Here is a 15,368-nt window from a genome sequence, read left to right on the forward strand (position 1 = left end):
CAGGACATGGCTGTGTATGCGCTCGGCGACCGTGTGCCCGATATTCATCCCGACGCCTGGGTCCATCCCGATGCGGTGGTCATCGGCGACGTCACCCTCGGTGCCCGCGCCTCGGTGTGGCCCACCGCGGTCCTGCGCGGCGACTACGGCCGGATCGTCGTCGGCGCCGAGAGCAACATCCAGGACGGGACGATCATCCACTGCACCGCCGTGGACGCCACCGTCATCGGCGCCGGAACCGTCGTCGGCCACAACGCCCACATCGAGGGCTCCACCATCGGCGACGGCTGCCTGATCGGTTCCGGCTCCCTCGTGCTCAACGGCTCCGTCGTCGGCGACGGGGCGATCGTCGCGGCCGGTGCGCTCGTGGCTCCCCGCTTCCAGGTCCCGCCGCGCTCGATGGCGATGGGTGTCCCGGCGAAGGTCCGGGAGGGATACGAGGTGCCGGAGGGGCACATCGACGCCAACGCCAAGATGTACGCGGCGAACGCCGAGTACTACCGCGGCGCGCTGCGGCGGATCGACTAGAAGGACCGGGCACCACCGATGGCTGTACGACCCTTGCCGGAGATCGTCGAGGAGGGCTGGGCGCGGGCACTGGCCCCCGTCGCCGACGACATCGCCGCGATGGGTGATTTCCTGCGCGCCGAGAACGCCGCCGGACGTGGCTACCTGCCCGCCGGCGCGAACGTGCTGCGGGCCTTCACCGAGCCGTTCGACCGGGTGAAGGTGCTCATCGTCGGCCAGGACCCGTACCCGACGCCGGGTCATGCCGTCGGGCTGAGCTTCTCGGTCGCACCGGACGTACGTCCGGTGCCGCGCAGCCTGGCCAACATCTACCGCGAGTACAGCGACGACCTCGGCCTGCCGACACCACCGAACGGCGACCTCACGCCGTGGTCGGCGCAGGGGGTGCTGCTGCTCAACCGCGTCCTGACGGTGCAGCCCGGCCAGCCCGCGTCGCACCGCGGCAAGGGCTGGGAGCGCGTGACCGAGCAGGCGATCCGAGCGCTCGTCGCGCGCACGGCACCACTCGTCGCGATCCTGTGGGGTCGGGACGCGGCCACGCTCGAGCCGATGCTCGGCGACGTGCCCACCGTGAAGTCGGCGCACCCGTCGCCGCTGTCGGCCTCCCGCGGGTTCTTCGGTTCCCGCCCCTTCAGCCGAGCGAACGCGTTGCTGGCCGATCAGGGCGGGAACCCGGTGGACTGGCGCCTGGCCTGAACCGGGTGCGGCTGAGCCCCGGTCGTTCAGGCCCGGTCGTTCAGCCCCGGTCGCTCAGCCGCAGTCGCTCAGCCCCGGTCGATCGACTCGAAGTCGGGGCGCCGCTTCTCTACGAACGCGTCGACACCCTCGATGCCCGTGGGGGTGGTGGCCGCCGCGGCGATCGCCTCGGCCTCCGCGTCGAGCTGCTCGGACAACGACCGTCCCGTGGACTCGGCCACCAGTCGCCGGATGCCGGCGTAGGCGGCGGTGGGACCGTTCGCGAGGGTGCGAGCCACCCGCATCGCCTCGCCCTGCACCTCGTCGTCGGCCACGAGACGGCTGAGCACCCCGAGCCGCACGGCCTCGTCGGCGTTCAGGACACAGTCGGTCAGGATGATCTCCCGCGCGCGGGCGACCCCCACGACGCGCGGCAAGGTCCACGACATCCCGCCGTCGGGTGTGAACCCGATCGACGGGTACGCCGGGCGCAGCTTCGTCGAGGGACCGCCGAGTGCGATGTCTGCGTGCAGCACGATGCTCATGCCCGCGCCCGCCGCCCAGCCCTGGACCGCGGCCACCACGGGCATGCGAGCCGCGTCGAGGGCACGGACGAAGTCGTGGAACAGGCGTGCGACGTCGCCGACGAACTCGCCGCGGTCCGGCGCGGCGGCGAACGCACGGACGTCGCCGCCCGCGCAGAAGTTGGCGCCTTCACCGACGAGCAGAACGGCGCCGACCCCGGCGCCGGCGGATCGCAGGGCCTCGATCCCCTGGGCCATGCCCGCGGGGGAGAGGGAGGTGCCACGCTCGGCGGTCGCCACGGCGATGCGCAGCACGCCGTCCTCGATACGGACGTGGGACAGTACTGATTCGGTCACCCGGGGCACCCTACCGGGTGCCCCGACGGTCGGTGCGAGGCCGTCGCTACCGTCCGGGCGAGCCTCTTGTGACGGGTGGTTGCGAGTCCCTCGCGAGGGGGACCGGACACGACGAGGCCCCGGCGTCGCAACGCCGGGGCCTCGTCGAACCGGATATCAGCCGCGGACGACCTTGCCTGCCTTGAGGCAGGAGGTGCACACGTTGACCTTGCGCGTGTTGCCCGGGGCAACCTGAGCGCGAACGCTCTGGATGTTCGGGTTCCAACGACGGTTGGTACGCCGGTGCGAGTGCGAGACCGACTTACCGAAGCCGGGGCCCTTGGCGCATACGTCGCAGACGGCAGCCATAGTCGCGAACTCCTTGGTGAGTAGTGGATATTTTCGTGTCTTCGTCGGCCTGCGAACACGGGAAGGCGTCCGCCACCCGTGCGAGGCAACCCTGCAAGCGTAGCGGGTGGGTGTGGCAATGGCCAAACCGGCCGGCCTGCGGGCACACCGTTACCCTTGCGTCACCGGTTGCGTGGTGGGCGAAGAGGGGGAAGCAGGTGCTCGAGGTCGGGGAAGCAGTCGACGGGACCGCCCTGCGCAGATGGGTGGATCTCGGGTTGCGGGTCCTCGCCGAGCGCCGCGACGAGATCAACAGCCTCAACGTCTTCCCCGTCCCCGACGGCGATACCGGCACCAACCTGCTCGTCACCCTGCGCTCCGCGGCAGCGGAACTCGACACCTCCGCGGCCGACGCCGACGATGTCGCCACGATCGTCGGCGCCCTGGCGCGCGGCGCCTTCCACGGCGCCCGCGGCAACTCCGGGGTCATCCTCGCCCAGATGCTGCGTGGCCTGGCCGATGCGCTCGACGGTGCCGTCGTGGTCGACGGCGCCGAACTCGGGCGCGCCTGGTGTCATGCCGCCGACCTCGTCACCCGCGCCCTGAGCTGCCCCGCCGAGGGCACGATCGTCAGTGTGCTGCACGCGGCCGCCGACGGCGCGCACGCGGCCGGCGGATCCGGTTCGCTCGTGGCGGTGGCGACCGCGGCGGCCGATGCCGCCGCCGAGGCCGTGCAACGCACCACGGCACAGCTCGACGTGCTGGCCGAGGCTGGGGTCGTCGATGCCGGTGGACTCGGTCTGCTCCTGCTGCTGGACGCGTTCGTCGAGACGGTTTCCGGCCGGCGTCCGGACCGGGCGCCGATCGCGACGTCGCGGCCCGGCGCCCCCGTCCGGCATGTCGGGCACGACGGGCGCGGCCTCCGCGACGACGGCCAGGACTTCGAGGTCATGTACTTCGTGGAAGGCTCCGACACCACCCGCATGGACGTCCTGCGTGCCCGTCTCGACGCGCTGGGGGACTCGGTTGCCGTCGTCGGTGACGGCGCCGGCACCTGGTCCGTGCACGTGCACTGCTGCGACGCGGGAGCCGCCGTCGAGGCCGGCCTGGAGGCCGGGAGGCTGCACCAGGTCAGCGTCACCTGCTTCGCGCTGGAGGCTCGGCAGCGGAGCGGCGTCGATCCGGTCGGTTCCGGTGCCGGAACTCGCTCGGTGCTCGCCGTCGTGGCCGGCGACGGAGCGGCGGAACTGTTCGAAGCCGAGGGTGCCGCGATCGTGCGAGCGGACCATCCGATCACCCGCCGGCATCTGCTCGACGCGATCCGCCGGCTGGGCAGCCGCGACGTGATGGTTCTGCCCAACGGTGCGCTGCCCGCCCAGGAACTCGTCGCCGTGGGTGCGGCGGCCCGCGACCACCGGCGTGAGGTGATGTTCCTGCCCTGTTCGTCGATGGTGCAGGGGCTGGCGTCGCTCGCGGTGCACGACCCGAGCCGCGATTCCGCCGACGACGCCTTCGCCATGTCGGAGGCGGCCGCCGCGACGCGGTGGGGCTCGTTGCGCATCGCGAACGAACGCGCCCTGACCTGGGTGGGAACCTGCGAGCCGGGGCACAGCCTGGGCCTGTCGGGTCACGATGTCGTAGTCATCGAGCATGATCTCGTGACGGCGGGAGCGTCGCTGCTCGACAAGGTGCTCGCCGCGGGCGGAGAGCTCGTGACGATGCTCGTCGGTCTCGACGCCCCCGACGGACTCGCCGAGCAGCTGACCCGGCACGTCAACGACCGCCACCCCGAGGTGGAGGTGCTGGTGTACCACGGAGGGCAGCGCAGCGACCTGCTGCAGCTCGGCGTGGAATAGCCGGCACAGGAACAGTCGGACGCCGGATACCGGTGTCGATCGGAGCGGAGAGGACGGCAGTGGCGACACTCGCGGACCGACTCGATCATCTTCTCGGCCGCAAGACCGCGGAGGCACTCGCCGAGTCGTTCGGCATGACCACCGTCGAGGACCTGCTGCGCCACTACCCCCACCGGTACGCCACCCAGGGCGCCGAGCTCGGCGACTCGCAACCGGCCGAGGGCCAGCACGTGACGATCATCGCGCGGGTGGCCAAGGCCGACGAGGTGCGGATGAAGAGCCGCCCCGGTACCCGTCTCGCTGTCGTGCTCGAATCGGACCGGCAGAAGATCGACGTGACCTTCTTCAACCCGCACAAGGTCAAGTACAACATCAAGCCCGGGGTGCGCGGCATGTTCTCCGGCACTGTCAAGTACTTCCGTGACAAGTGGAGCCTGGCCCACCCGAGCTACATCATCCTGCCCGAGCCCCGCGGCCCCGAGATCGGCGGCGCGGCCCCCCGGCCCGCCCGGGTACGTGGCGCCGGCGCCCTCGCCGGGATGGCCCGCAGTGCCCAGGGCGACGGCGGCATCGACATGTCGATCTTCGACCGGGCCCTCATCCCGATGTATCCCGCCACCCGCGACGTCGAGTCGTGGACCGTGATGCGATGCGTGCGGCAGATCCTCGACCAGCTCGAGACCGTCGACGACCCGCTGCCCGACTGGGTGCGTCGCGAGCACGGCCTGATCGGGCTGGACGAGGCGCTGCGCCGCATCCACCTGCCCGACGACCGGGACGACGTCACCGCCGCCCGCGAGCGCCTGCGGTTCGACGAGGCCGCGGCGGTGCAGCTCGTGCTCGCCCGGCGCCGACACGACGTCGCGGTGCGCACCGCCCCGGCGTGCCCGCGCCGCAGCGGCGGTATCGCCGACGAGTTCGATCGGAGGCTGCCGTTCGAACTGACCGCCGGCCAGCTCGCCGTCGCGGGCGAGATCGCGGCCGACCTCGCCGGCGAGCATCCGATGAATCGGTTGCTGCAGGGCGAGGTCGGTTCGGGCAAGACGATCGTGGCGCTGCGGGCCATGCTGCAGGTCATCGACGCGGGGCACCAGTGCGCGCTGCTCGCCCCGACCGAAGTTCTCGCCGCCCAGCATGCGCGGTCGCTGACGAGGATGCTCGGCGACCTCGCCGAGGCGGGCGAACTCGGTGCCCACGAACTGGCCACGAAGGTCACCCTCGTGACGGGATCGATGGGCACGGCCCGCAAGCGGCAGGCCCTGCTCGACATCGTGAGCGGCGACTCGGGGCTCGTGATCGGCACCCACGCGCTGATCCAGCAGGGCGTCGAGTTCCACGACCTCGGGCTCGTCGTCGTCGACGAACAACACCGCTTCGGGGTGGAGCAGCGCGACGTGCTGCGCAACCGCGGCCGCGACGGTGCCAGCCCGCACGTGCTGGTGATGACGGCGACACCGATCCCGCGCACCATCGCGATGACCGTCCTCGGCGACCTCGAGGTGTCCACATTGCGGGAACTGCCCCGCGGCCGGTCGCCCATCACCAGCCGGGTCGTGGCGGCGAAGGTGCATCCGAGCTGGGTGACGCGCGCCTGGGAACGCATCGGCGAGGAGGTCGCGGCGGGCCGGCAGGCGTATGTGGTGTGCTCGCGCATCGGCGACGGCGACAGCGACGAGGACGCCGACCTCGTCGACGTCGACGTCGACGAGGCGGAGACGACCGGCGGGCGCAGGGGAAAGGGCACGCCCCCCGAGACGAAGTCGGTTCTCCAGCAGTTCGAGGAGCTCGCCGGGGGGCCGCTCGCCCATCTGCGGGTCGGGCTGCTGCACGGGCGCCTGCCTGCCGACGAGAAGGACGCGGTGATGCGCGACTTCGCCGCGGGCGACATCGACGTGCTGGTGTGCACCACCGTCGTCGAAGTGGGCGTGGATGTGCCCAACGCGACGGTGATGGTCATCGTGGATGCCGATCGCTTCGGGGTCAGCCAGCTGCATCAGCTGCGCGGCCGGGTGGGCCGGGGCGGGCATGCGGGGCTCTGCCTGCTCGTGACCGATTCAAAACCGGGCGCGCCCGCCATGGCCCGCCTCGAGGCCGTCGCCGCGACGACCGACGGATTCGCGCTCGCCCAGCTGGACCTGCAGCAGCGCCGCGAGGGGGACGTGCTCGGCGTCGCCCAGTCGGGCACCACGTCGACGCTGCGGATGCTCTCGCTCGTCGACGACGTCGAGGTCATCTCGGCCGCGCAGGCCTTCGCCCGTGCGGTGACCGACCGTGATCCGCGGCTCGAGGACCACCCCGGTCTGGCCCGCATGGTCTCGGCCGCGCTCGACACCGAACGGGTCGCGTACCTCGAGAAGTCGTGAGGTTACGTTTCGCGCACGTCGGGTGCGGCGCCCGCGTGAGGTGACGGCGGACGCCTCCTCCGTGTTTCCGGCGCGTTAAAGATCTCTCGACCTGCATCGTTTCAGTCGGCCGAAGACTGCCGTTCGTCCCACGATCTGGGATGCAGGCGCCGAACGGAGTGTTACGTCGCGGTACCGTCGTCCAATGTTCTCCAAAGTGCTTGTCGCCAACCGAGGCGAGATCGCGATCCGCGCGTTCCGTGCCGCCTACGAACTGGGTGCCGGTACCGTCGCGGTGTTTCCGTACGAGGACCGCAATTCCCTGCACCGGCTCAAGGCCGACGAGGCCTACCAGATCGGGGAGCAGGGGCATCCGGTCCGCGCGTACCTGTCCGTGGCTGAGATCGTCGCCGCCGCCAAGAAGGCCGGGGCCGACGCGGTCTACCCCGGCTACGGCTTCCTGTCCGAGAACCCGGATCTGGCGGCGGCGTGTGCGGCGGAAGGCATCACCTTCATCGGTCCGTCGGCGCACGTGCTGGAGCTGACCGGGAACAAGGCCCGGGCGATCGCCGCGGCGAAGGCGGCGGGCCTGCCGGTGCTGGCGTCGTCCGAGCCGTCGGCCGACCTCGAGGAGCTGCTCGAGGCGGCCGAGTCGATGGAGTTCCCGATCTTCGTCAAGGCCGTCGCCGGCGGCGGCGGACGCGGCATGCGGCGCGTCGCCGAGCGCAGCCAGCTGCGCGAGGCGATCGAGGCGGCGTCCCGAGAGGCGGACGCGGCGTTCGGCGATCCCACGGTGTTCCTCGAGCAGGCCGTGGTCGATCCCCGGCACATCGAGGTGCAGATCCTGGCCGACGGCCAGGGCAACGTCATGCACCTGTTCGAGCGGGACTGCTCGCTGCAGCGCCGCCACCAGAAGGTCATCGAGCTGGCCCCGGCACCGAACCTCGCGCCCGAGCTGCGCGAGCGGATCTGCGCGGACGCCGTCGCGTTCGCGAAGCAGATCGGCTACAGCTGCGCCGGCACCGTCGAATTCCTCCTCGACTCCCGCGGCAACCACGTCTTCATCGAGATGAACCCGCGCATCCAGGTCGAGCACACGGTCACCGAGGAGATCACCGACGTCGACCTGGTGCAGGCGCAGCTGCGCATCGCCTCCGGCGAGTCGCTGACCGACCTGGGCCTGTCGCAGGACAAGGTCGCCATCCGCGGCGCGGCGCTGCAGTGCCGCATCACCACCGAGGATCCGGCCAACGGCTTCCGGCCCGACACCGGCCGCATCAGTGCCTACCGCACGCCCGGCGGCGCCGGCATCCGCCTCGACGGCGGCACCTCCGTCGGCGCCGAGGTCTCCGCCCACTTCGACTCGATGCTGGTCAAGCTCACGGCCCGCGGCCGCGACCTGCCCACCGCCGTCGCCCGCGCCCGCCGCGCGGTCACCGAGTTCCGCATCCGCGGCGTGTCGACGAACATCCCCTTCCTGCAGGCCGTGCTCGACGACCCGGACTTCCGGGCCGGCAACGTCACCACGTCGTTCATCGACGAGCGACCCCAGTTGCTGACCGCCAAGACGTCCGCGGACCGCGGCACCAAGATCGTCGAGTACCTGGCCGACGTGACGGTGAACAAGCCGCACGGCGAGCGCCCGACGACGGTGTACCCGCACGACAAGCTGCCGAAGATCGACCTCGACGTCGCCCCGCCGGCAGGCTCGCGGCAGCGGCTGCTCGCCCTCGGCCCGGACGGCTTCGCGAAGGCGCTGCGCGAACAGAAGGCCCTCGCCGTCACCGACACCACCTTCCGCGACGCGCACCAGTCGCTGCTCGCGACCCGCGTGCGCAGCAAGGACCTGCTCACCGTCGCCGGTCACGTCGCGCGGATGACCCCGCAACTGCTGTCGATCGAGGCGTGGGGCGGCGCCACCTACGACGTCGCGCTGCGGTTCCTGCACGAGGATCCGTGGGAGCGTCTTGCGGCGTTGCGCGAGGCCATCCCCAACATCAACCTGCAGATGCTGCTGCGCGGCCGGAACACGGTCGGCTACACCCCGTACCCGGAGGTGGTCACCCGCGCGTTCGTCCGTGAGGCCACCGACACCGGCATCGACATCTTCCGCATCTTCGACGCGCTGAACAACGTCGACCAGATGCGGCCGGCGATCGACGCGGTCCGCGAGACCGGGACCGCCCTGGCCGAGGTCGCGATGTCCTACACCGGGGACCTGTCGAATCCCGGAGAGACGCTCTACACCCTCGACTACTACCTGCGCCTGGCGGAGCAGATCGTCGAGGCCGGGGCCCACGTGCTGGCGATCAAGGACATGGCCGGACTGCTGCGCGCCCCCGCGGCCGCCACCCTGGTCTCGGCGCTGCGCAGCAACTTCGACCTGCCGGTGCACGTGCACACCCACGACACCCCCGGCGGCCAGCTCGCGACGTACCTCGCGGCGTGGCAGGCCGGCGCCGACGCCGTCGACGGGGCGTCCGCCGCGCTGGCCGGCACCACCAGTCAGCCCGCGCTGTCGGCGATCGTCGCCGCGGCGGCCCACTCGGAGCACGACACCGGCCTCGACCTGCAGGCCGTGTGCGACCTCGAGCCGTACTGGGAGGCGCTGCGCAAGGTGTACGCGCCGTTCGAGTCGGGCCTGCCCGCACCCACGGGCCGCGTCTACACCCACGAGATCCCCGGCGGGCAGCTGTCGAATCTGCGGCAGCAGGCCATCGCGCTGGGCCTGGGTGACCGGTTCGAGGAGGTCGAGGCAAAGTACGCCGCCGCCGACCGGATGCTCGGTCGGCTGGTCAAGGTCACCCCCTCGTCGAAGGTCGTCGGTGACCTGGCTCTGCACCTGGTGGGCTCCGGCGTCGCCAGCGAGGAGTTCGCGGCCGATCCGTCCCGCTTCGACATCCCGGACTCGGTGATCGGATTCCTCCGCGGCGAGCTCGGCACTCCGCCCGGCGGGTGGCCCGAGCCGTTCCGCTCGAAGGCCCTCGAGGGCCGGGGCGCCCCCAAGGCCGAGGTGCCGCTGACGTCCGAGGAGGAGAAGGCCCTCGACGACACCTCCACCGAGCGCCGCGCCACCTTGAACCGGCTGCTGTTCCCCGGCCCGACCCAGGCGTTCCTCGAGCACCGGGACCGCTACGGCGACACCTCGGAGCTGTCGGCCAACCAGTTCTTCTACGGGCTGCGGCGCGGGGAGGAACACCGGGTGCGCCTGGACAAGGGCGTCGAGCTGCTGATCGGGCTCGAGGCGATCTCCGAGCCGGACGAGCGCGGCTTCCGGACCGTGATGTGCATCCTCAACGGGCAGCTGCGCCCGGTGTCGGTGCGCGACAAGTCCGTCGCCAGCGAGGTTCCGGCCGCGGAGAAGGCCGATCGCGCCAACCCCGGGCACGTCGCCGCGCCGTTCGCCGGCGCCGTGACCCTCCTGGTCGCCGAGGGTGACCGGGTCGCCGCCGGCGACACCGTCGCCACCATCGAGGCGATGAAGATGGAGGCCGCGATCACTGCTCCGCGCGGCGGCGTGGTCACTCGCGTCGCCCTCGCCGGGGTGTCCCAGGTGGAGGGCGGTGACCTGCTGGTCGTCGTGTCCACCGAGGAGAGCGCGGAGTGATCGGACGGTTCTCCGGGACGGTGCGATGACCCGGATCGTGGCCGGCCGGGCCGGGGGGCGGCGCCTGAAGGTGCCGCCCCGCGGGACCCGCCCCACCTCCGAGCGGGTCCGCGAGGCGCTGTTCAGCTCGCTCACGGCCCGGATGGAGCTCGACGGCGCGTCGGTGCTGGACCTGTACGCCGGCTCCGGCGCCCTCGGGCTCGAGGCGTTGTCCCGGGGCGCTGCCCACGCCCTGCTCGTCGAGTCCGACGCGCAGGCCGCCGCGGTGATTCGCCGGAACATCCGCGAACTCGGGCTGCCTGCGGTGCTGCGGGCGGCGCCGGTGGCCGCGGTGCTCGGCGGTGCCCCGGACCGGGTCTACGACCTCGTGCTCGCAGATCCGCCGTATGCGGTGACCGAGCAGGCGGTGTCCGCGATGCTCACCGTTTTGGTCGACGGGGGCTGGGTGGGGGAGGGCTCGGTGGTGGTGCTCGAGCGTTCTTCCCGCTCGCCGGAGACGGTCTGGCCGGACGCCCTCGAACCGGAACGCGTCCGCAAGTACGGTGAGACCCGGATCGAGATCGCCACCTGCTACGGTTCGGACTCATGAGCAGTGCGGTCTGCCCCGGTTCGTTCGATCCCGTGACCAACGGCCACCTCGACGTCATCTCGCGGACTGCCGTGCAGTTCGACGAAGTGACGGTGACCGTCGTGATCAACCCCAACAAGCAGGGAATGTTCACGGTCCCCGAGCGCATCGAGATGCTCACCGAAGCCACCGCCCATCTCGGCAACGTGCGCGTCGACTCCTGGCAGGGCCTGCTGGTGGACTACGCACGCGCCCACGGGATCACCGCCATCGTCAAGGGCCTGCGCGGGGCCAACGACTTCGACTACGAGCTGCAGATGGCGCAGATGAACCACAAGCTCACCGGCGTCGACACCCTCTTCGTCGCGACCAACCCGGCCTACAGCTACCTGTCGAGTTCACTCGTCAAGGAGGTCGCCACCTACGGCGGCGACGTCGCCGACATGCTTCCGGCAACGGTGCACAAGCGGCTCCTGGCGCGGATCGCGGAGCGGACAGCCGCGCAGCGCTGATCGGACCCAGCCGCGCAGCGCTGATCGGATCCGACGGGCGGGTCGGCGCGGCCCGTTCGATTGCCGACACACCGGGTGCGCGATGCGCGACTCGGACGGTACCTGCGGCAGACTTGCATCCGGCGCCGGTCGCACCGGCCGCGCCGGGACGACGATTGGGGTTGGGCGTGTACCGCGTATTCGAGGCACTCGACGAGCTGGTCGCGATCGTCGAGGAAGCACGCAGTGTCCCGATGACCGCGAGCTGCGTGGTCCCGCGCGGCGACGTACTGGATCTGCTCGACGACGTCCGCGACGCGCTGCCGGCGGAACTGGACGACGCGCAGGACGTTTTGGACCATCGCGACAAGCTCATCGGGGACGCGCGGACTCAGGCCGACAAGACGGTCGCGGATGCCGACGCGGAGGCCCGCGAGACTCTCGACAACGCCCGCGCGGACGCGGATCGCATGCTCGCCGACGCGAAGGCGCAGGCGGACCGGATGGTGCAGGAGGCCCGCGCCCACGCCGACGATCTGCTGCGCGACGCCCAGGCCGAAGCCGACGACACGATCGCCGACGCCAAGGACCAGTACGAGTCCGTGACGGCCCGCGCGCAGGCCGAGGCCGACCGCATGATCGAGGCAGGCAAGGCCTCGTACGAGCGGTCGGTCGCCGACGGCGAGGCCGAGCAGGCCCGGCTGGTGTCGCAGACGGAGGTCGTCCAGGCCGCGCACGCCGAGTCGGCCCGGGTCATCGACGCCGCACACGCCGAGTCGGATCGGTTGCGGTCGGAATGCGACGAGTACGTCGACTCCAAGCTCGCCGAGTTCGAGGACGTGCTCGGCACGACCCTGCGGTCGGTGGGCCGCGGCCGGCAGCAGTTGCGAACAGGCGCCGGGGTGCCCGACTACACGGAGGCCGAACGCCGGTCCGAGCGGCGCCGCTGACGCCACCGGCGTCCGCGCGGGGGCGATTTCGCCGAGCCCGGGTCCGTCGCGTATCGTGGAGTGGTTGCCCAGCCGCCCCGCGGCATCCGCCACCTGGAAAGAGGAAGAAGCATTCCCGTGTCTGCCCGCCGTCACAGCTCCCAGCATCCCGCCCGGGATTCGGGTCTCGTGCTGGACGTACTCTCGCTCGGCCGCCGTCCGGGCTCCATGCGCACCGTCCACGAAGTGGTACCCGCGCCGGTGCGGATCGGACTCGACGCGATCGCGATCGCGGAAGGCACGGATGTGGAACTCGACCTCCGGTTGGAAGCGGTCTCGGAGGGGGTCCTCGTCACCGGGACCGTGCGTGCCGATACAGTCGGCGAGTGCTCGCGCTGCCTCGAACCCTTCGAGGACTCGGTGGAGTTGTACCTGACGGAGCTGTTCGCCTACCCGAACAGCGTCACGGAGCAGACCACCGACGAGGACGAGGTCCACCGCCTGGTGGACGACACGATCGACCTCGAGCCGGTCATCGTCGACACCGTCGGACTGGAACTTCCGCTGCGGCCGTTGTGTAGTGACGACTGCGCGGGACTGTGCCCCGAATGCGGCATTCGCCTGGCGATTGCGGAATCCGGGCACGGGCATGAGAGAATGGATCCTCGCTGGGCTGGGTTGGCAGCCGCTTTCGGCGCAGGCTCCGAAGAACCCAGCAGTGCACCCGACAGCAAGAACAACGAGGAGAAGTAGACGTGGCCGTCCCCAAGCGCAGAATGTCGCGTTCGAACACCCGGTCGCGGCGGAGCCAGTGGAACACCACTGCGCCGACGCTCGTCACCTGCCCGAACCGTGGCTGCGGTGAGAAGAAGCTGCCCCACGTGGCGTGCCCGTCGTGCGGCACCTACAACGGCCGTCAGGTGACCGCCGCCGTCTAGTTCTCGAATTCTGAGACATCGTGACGAGCGATTCGACCACCGCATCCGAGGGCGGCGAAGGGGAACACGTGTCCCTTCTCGCCGCCCTCGGTGTCGATGTGGATCCGGAGCTGCTGACGCTTGCGCTCACGCACCGCTCCTACGCCTACGAGAACGGCGGCCTGCCGACCAACGAGCGTCTCGAGTTCCTCGGTGACGCCGTCCTGGGCCTCACCGTCACCGAGAAGCTGTACCTGTCACACCCGGACAAGTCCGAGGGTGAACTCGCGAAGATCCGCGCTTCGGTGGTGAACATGCACGCCCTCGCCGAGGTCGCGCGCTCCCTCGGGGAGGGGGGCCTCGGTCCGCACCTGCTGCTCGGCAAGGGTGAGGAACTCACCGGGGGCCGTGACAAGCCCAGCATCCTCGCGGACGGCATGGAGTCGCTGCTCGGTGCCGTCCACCTGCAGCACGGCATCGACGTCGCACGCACCGTCGTGCTGCGCCTGTTCGCCGAACTCCTGGAGCGGGGCCCGCGCCTCGGCGCCGGCCTCGACTGGAAGACGAGCCTGCAGGAACTGACCGCGGAACGCGGCGTGGGCGTGCCCGCGTACGAGATCACCGCCACCGGCCCGGACCACGACAAGGAATTCACCGCGACCGTGATCGTCGCGGGCGACGCCCGTGGTGTCGGCGTGGGACGCACGAAGAAGGAAGCCGAGCAGAAGGCCGCCGCCGCGGCCTGGCAGAGCCTGTCCGACAGCGACGCCGCCCCCACCGGCGCCGCCGCCGACCAGAACTGACCCGACGTGCCCGAACTGCCCGAGGTCGAGGTCGTCCGCCGCGGCCTGGACGCGCACGTCCGGGGCGCCACCATCGAGTCCGTCCAGGTGCTGCATCCGCGTGCGGTGCGCCGGCACGAACCCGGTCCGCGGGATCTCGCGTTGCGGCTGACCGGGCAGGCCGTCGCCGCGGTCCAGCGTCGCGGCAAGTACCTGTGGCTCGTCCTCGAGCCCGCCGACGTCGCGCTGGTCGTGCATCTCGGGATGAGCGGACAGATGCTGGTCCAGCCGCCTGCGGTGCCGGACGAGAAACACCTGCGCATCCGTGCCGTTCTCGACAACGGCACCGATCTGCGGTTCGTGGATCAGCGCACCTTCGGCGGCTGGGCCCTCGCCCCGCTCGTCGAGGTCGACGGTGCCGTCCTGCCGGAACCCGTCGCGCACATCGCCCGCGACCCCCTGGACCCCGCGTTCGACGCGGCCGCCGTGGTGAAGGTGCTGCGCGGCAAGCACTCCGAGATCAAGCGCCTCCTCCTCGACCAGACCGTCGTGTCGGGCATCGGCAACATCTACGCCGACGAATCGCTGTGGCGGGCCGGCGTGCACGGCAACCGTGCCGCCGACCGGCTCGGGGGACCGACCCTGCGCCGGCTCCTCGACGCGGCCCGCGACGTGATGGGCGAGGCACTCGCGCAGGGTGGCACCTCGTTCGATGCCCTCTACGTCAACGTCAACGGCGAGTCCGGATACTTCGATCGGTCGCTGAACGTCTACGGCCAGGAGAACCTGCCGTGCCCACGGTGCGGTACGCCGGTCCGGCGCGAGAAGTTCATGAACCGCTCGTCGTTCAGTTGCCCGACCTGTCAGCCGCCGCCCCGGAGCGCGCGGCGAGTCTGAGCTTCCGCCCACCTCCGAAACCGTCGAAGCGGCGAATCCGCCTCACGATCCCGCTCCGGGCAGGCACAGTGGGAGCGGCGGAGGAGGACGCACATGCGAACATCGAGGACGGCCGTGCCCGTGACTGCGGCAGCGCTGGCGGTGGCACTCGCGGTCGGCGGCTGCGGCACCGACGACACGTACCCGAGCGAGTCGGCGCAGACGACCACCGAGACAGCCCCGGAGACGACCCCACCGACCGGGACGGCCGGGTCCGAACCCGGGCAGCCGGGCACCGAGCCGCAGGTCACCGAAGCGACGGGTGGGATCCCGGCCTATCAGCCGTCGACACTCGTCAGCCGATCGATCGGCTCGACCGTCCTGACGACCTCCGACCCGATCGAACAGGTCGGCGCCTTCTACCTCGACTTCGTGGACCGGGAGGGGTGGCAGACGGTCTCCGAAAGTGTCACTCCGTACAGCACGAGTCTCACGATCAGGAAGACGGGGGAGGGCGCCTCCATCTCGGTCTCGTCGGGTGGTGACGGGACGCTGATCTCGATCAGTACCTATCCGTCTCCGTAGCGGC

Annotated in this window: 15 protein-coding genes; 13 read left to right on the forward strand and 2 right to left on the reverse strand. The window is 71.1% G+C overall.

Features of this window, described 5'->3' with window-relative positions; translation table 11 throughout:
• Positions 1-6 precede the first annotated feature (6 nt).
• On the forward strand, positions 7-528 hold the full coding sequence (locus tag QNA09_RS08700) for a gamma carbonic anhydrase family protein (protein WP_010592797.1): 522 nt from the start codon (positions 7-9) through the stop codon (positions 526-528).
• A gap of 18 nt (positions 529-546) precedes the next feature.
• Entirely contained in the window at positions 547-1,224 is a 678-nt protein-coding gene (locus QNA09_RS08705) for a uracil-DNA glycosylase (RefSeq protein WP_010592796.1), read from the forward strand.
• Positions 1,225-1,292: 68 nt separating this feature from the next.
• On the opposite strand, the gene QNA09_RS08710 is transcribed toward QNA09_RS08705, so the two are convergent.
• Entirely contained in the window at positions 1,293-2,084 is a 792-nt protein-coding gene (locus tag QNA09_RS08710) for an enoyl-CoA hydratase-related protein (RefSeq protein ID WP_010592795.1), read from the reverse strand.
• Between the two features lie 156 nt (positions 2,085-2,240).
• Positions 2,241-2,432, reverse strand: coding sequence for a 50S ribosomal protein L28 (gene rpmB / locus QNA09_RS08715; RefSeq protein ID WP_003939060.1), 192 nt, complete (start codon positions 2,430-2,432; stop codon positions 2,241-2,243).
• Between the two features lie 197 nt (positions 2,433-2,629).
• On the opposite strand from rpmB, the gene QNA09_RS08720 reads away from it, so the two are divergent.
• The 11 genes from QNA09_RS08720 (at position 2,630) to QNA09_RS08770 (ending at position 15,364) form a co-directional block, all read left to right on the forward strand.
• Positions 2,630-4,267, forward strand: a complete 1,638-nt coding sequence (locus QNA09_RS08720; RefSeq protein ID WP_017680525.1) for a DAK2 domain-containing protein — start codon at positions 2,630-2,632, stop codon at positions 4,265-4,267.
• 59 nt (positions 4,268-4,326) lie between these two features.
• Entirely contained in the window at positions 4,327-6,630 is a 2,304-nt protein-coding gene (gene recG, locus QNA09_RS08725; protein WP_010592792.1) for an ATP-dependent DNA helicase RecG, read from the forward strand.
• Positions 6,631-6,814: 184 nt separating this feature from the next.
• Positions 6,815-10,216, forward strand: coding sequence for a pyruvate carboxylase (locus QNA09_RS08730; RefSeq protein ID WP_010592791.1), 3,402 nt, complete (start codon positions 6,815-6,817; stop codon positions 10,214-10,216).
• A complete protein-coding gene (rsmD, locus tag QNA09_RS08735; RefSeq protein WP_228287162.1) occupies positions 10,173-10,805 on the forward strand; it encodes a 16S rRNA (guanine(966)-N(2))-methyltransferase RsmD in 633 nt (210 codons plus the stop codon). The genes QNA09_RS08730 and rsmD overlap by 44 nt, the downstream gene beginning before the upstream one ends.
• Complete coding sequence (gene coaD / locus QNA09_RS08740; protein ID WP_003939055.1) at positions 10,802-11,296, forward strand: pantetheine-phosphate adenylyltransferase; 495 nt, start codon at positions 10,802-10,804, stop codon at positions 11,294-11,296. The genes rsmD and coaD overlap by 4 nt, the downstream gene beginning before the upstream one ends.
• A 167-nt stretch (positions 11,297-11,463) precedes the next feature.
• Positions 11,464-12,225 (forward strand): DivIVA domain-containing protein, encoded by a 762-nt coding sequence (locus QNA09_RS08745; protein ID WP_010592789.1) that lies wholly within the window; start codon positions 11,464-11,466, stop codon positions 12,223-12,225.
• Between the two features lie 117 nt (positions 12,226-12,342).
• The gene (locus QNA09_RS08750; protein WP_017680526.1) at positions 12,343-12,957 is read left to right on the forward strand and encodes a DUF177 domain-containing protein; all 615 of its coding nucleotides are present in this window, start codon (positions 12,343-12,345) and stop codon (positions 12,955-12,957) included.
• Between the two features lie 2 nt (positions 12,958-12,959).
• Positions 12,960-13,142 carry a 50S ribosomal protein L32 gene (rpmF, locus tag QNA09_RS08755; protein ID WP_003939052.1) on the forward strand — a complete coding sequence of 61 codons (183 nt, stop codon included), beginning with the start codon at positions 12,960-12,962 and terminating at the stop codon, positions 13,140-13,142.
• Positions 13,143-13,162: 20 nt separating this feature from the next.
• Entirely contained in the window at positions 13,163-13,924 is a 762-nt protein-coding gene (gene rnc, locus QNA09_RS08760) for a ribonuclease III (protein ID WP_010592787.1), read from the forward strand.
• Between the two features lie 6 nt (positions 13,925-13,930).
• Positions 13,931-14,800, forward strand: a complete 870-nt coding sequence (mutM, locus tag QNA09_RS08765) for a bifunctional DNA-formamidopyrimidine glycosylase/DNA-(apurinic or apyrimidinic site) lyase (protein ID WP_017680528.1) — start codon at positions 13,931-13,933, stop codon at positions 14,798-14,800.
• Between the two features lie 93 nt (positions 14,801-14,893).
• Positions 14,894-15,364: a hypothetical protein gene (locus QNA09_RS08770; RefSeq protein ID WP_308072421.1), complete on the forward strand. Its 471-nt coding sequence runs from the start codon at positions 14,894-14,896 to the stop codon at positions 15,362-15,364.
• Positions 15,365-15,368 lie beyond the last annotated feature (4 nt).

Origin of the sequence: Rhodococcus sp. AH-ZY2, from assembly GCF_030916465.1 — a bacterium.
Lineage (GTDB): Bacteria > Actinomycetota > Actinomycetes > Mycobacteriales > Mycobacteriaceae > Rhodococcus > Rhodococcus ruber.

Bases quoted from the DNA above. Each gene is read 5' to 3' on its own strand.
- QNA09_RS08730 (WP_010592791.1), top strand. From the start codon at position 6,815: ATGTTCTCCAAAGTGCTTGTCGCCAACCGAGGCGAGATCGCGATCCGC.
- QNA09_RS08700 (WP_010592797.1), top strand. From the start codon at position 7: ATGGCTGTGTATGCGCTCGGCGACCGTGTGCCCGATATTCATCCCGAC.
- QNA09_RS08770 (WP_308072421.1), top strand. From the start codon at position 14,894: ATGCGAACATCGAGGACGGCCGTGCCCGTGACTGCGGCAGCGCTGGCG.
- rpmB (WP_003939060.1), bottom strand. From the start codon at position 2,432: ATGGCTGCCGTCTGCGACGTATGCGCCAAGGGCCCCGGCTTCGGTAAG.
- coaD (WP_003939055.1), top strand. From the start codon at position 10,802: ATGAGCAGTGCGGTCTGCCCCGGTTCGTTCGATCCCGTGACCAACGGC.
- QNA09_RS08705 (WP_010592796.1), top strand. From the start codon at position 547: ATGGCTGTACGACCCTTGCCGGAGATCGTCGAGGAGGGCTGGGCGCGG.